Annotated in this window: 2 protein-coding genes; both read right to left on the bottom strand. The window is 35.9% G+C overall.

The features are described 5' to 3' along the window. Positions 1–170 precede the first annotated feature (170 nt). Positions 171–527, bottom strand: a complete 357-nt coding sequence (locus HMPREF9073_RS11475; RefSeq protein ID WP_009413940.1) for a hypothetical protein — start codon at positions 525–527, stop codon at positions 171–173. A 14-nt stretch (positions 528–541) separates the two neighbouring features. Further along, positions 542–1,671, bottom strand: a 1,130-nt coding sequence (locus HMPREF9073_RS11470) for an RHS repeat-associated core domain-containing protein (RefSeq protein WP_369699438.1), incomplete at its 5' end; no start/stop codon positions are given.

Raw genomic sequence — 1,671 nt, 5'->3', positions numbered from 1 at the left:
GTTTCTCTTTTTCGGCTTCCGCATTGCCATAAAAACTATGGGCACGATTGCCAAAGGCGTTATATAAGTAGGTGATACGCTCTTTGTCCTTTATGTATATTTGCTCAGGGCTTATTTTTTTTCAATATTTTAATGTACTTAAATCATAATACAAAGGTACAAAATATTTTTCAATCTACATATTCATTTACATATATATCATCATTATAAAATGAATGTAAATTAGTGCCGCAAAAAGGACAGAAATGAATTTGTATTGAAACTACTTCTGAAAAATCGAAAACCTCATATATATCTATAAAGATAAAAAAACGTCTTCGTTTGTTAATTTGTATAATCTTCTTTAGCCTTTCTTCTTTTTTGATGGGAAAATATTGAATTTCTTTTTCCGAATATCTTTCAGCAAATTTTACAATTCTAATCTTAGGAGCTTGTTGATCTCTAAGAGAATAATAATTTTTAAATAAATCACAACAAAATTCTTTCTCTTTTTTCTTTTTTAATCTTGTTTTGAAGAAATTAAACATAACTTATAAATATTTTATTTATTAAACAATTTTATAAAAGTAGGAACGTATTTAGGTTGTATTTGGTATTCGTAACCCTTCATTGTGCCATGTTCTCCATTATATTTTATTATATTTCCTCCCTCTATCATTTGCTTTAAAGTAAATCTTGATATCGTAACCTTTACAAGACTTCCTCCATTTTTGATATAAGAACGGGCATATTCAACATTATCAGTCATAAACAAAGGATCTCCTTTACCTTCACTACCTGTAGTACCTCTATACAGCGTTACATTGTCGCCCATAGGGTCTGGCGAAAAATCGTAGTCAGAATTAAATTCTAACGCCTTACTCAGTTCTCGTGATAGAACTCTATCTTTTTTAGTAACAATACGATTTCCTATTATTCCTGAAATAGCTCCTACCGCTGCTCCCGATGCAAAGCCTGAGAAGCCATTTTGTGCCGCGATGCTAGCATCTCCTGTTAAAACCAACCCTCCAACAAATCCTCCTGCATATCCACCAGCTGCTCCAGAAGCTATTCCTGTTATAGTACTTCTAAGAAGAGGATTAGTCACATTATAATTATTAAGCATTACTGTAGAAGCTTTTCCAATAGCACCTCCTATTAAACCACCTACTGCTCCCGATAAAGCTCCAATCCCCATACCTTGTAAAACCTTACCATTCCCACCTGGCAATACTGCAAACCCACCACCTGATATAGCACCCCCAACAGCTCCTCCCACCATTGAAGAGACAAGTGTAGTTCCTCCTGCAATGGTTCCTCCAACAGCAGAGCCAACACCTGCCGATACACCCCCTATAACAGCCCCACCTGCCATTCCTATCCAAGTGTTAGCATTGCTATAGTTCCATTTAAACGGATTGTATGTGCCATTAGCTTGCACTCCTCCTATATAAGCTCCGATCAGAGCTGCTACTAAAAATACCCATTCCCCATCCTGATCCACATACACCAACGGATTATTCAAGCAATAGCCATATCTATTAAAGTTTTGGGTATTAAATGGATCTTGAATATAATTATCAGGCATTAAGAAGCGATGTAGGGCTGGGTCGTAGAGACGTCCATTACAATGGATTAAGCCTACACTTGCTAAATGCTCGTGTCCTGTATAACCTCTGTCAAGAAGCAACT

It is taken from the genome of Capnocytophaga sp. oral taxon 326 str. F0382 (assembly GCF_000318295.1).
Classification (GTDB): domain Bacteria; phylum Bacteroidota; class Bacteroidia; order Flavobacteriales; family Flavobacteriaceae; genus Capnocytophaga; species Capnocytophaga periodontitidis.
The sequence above is the reverse complement of the archived record's forward strand: the minus strand, read 5'-3'. Positions and strand labels throughout refer to the sequence as shown.

What these genes read in the sequence shown, in the direction of transcription:
- HMPREF9073_RS11475 (WP_009413940.1), bottom strand. Translation starts at nt 527, where the DNA reads ATGTTTAATTTCTTCAAAACAAGATTAAAAAAGAAAAAAGAGAAAGAA.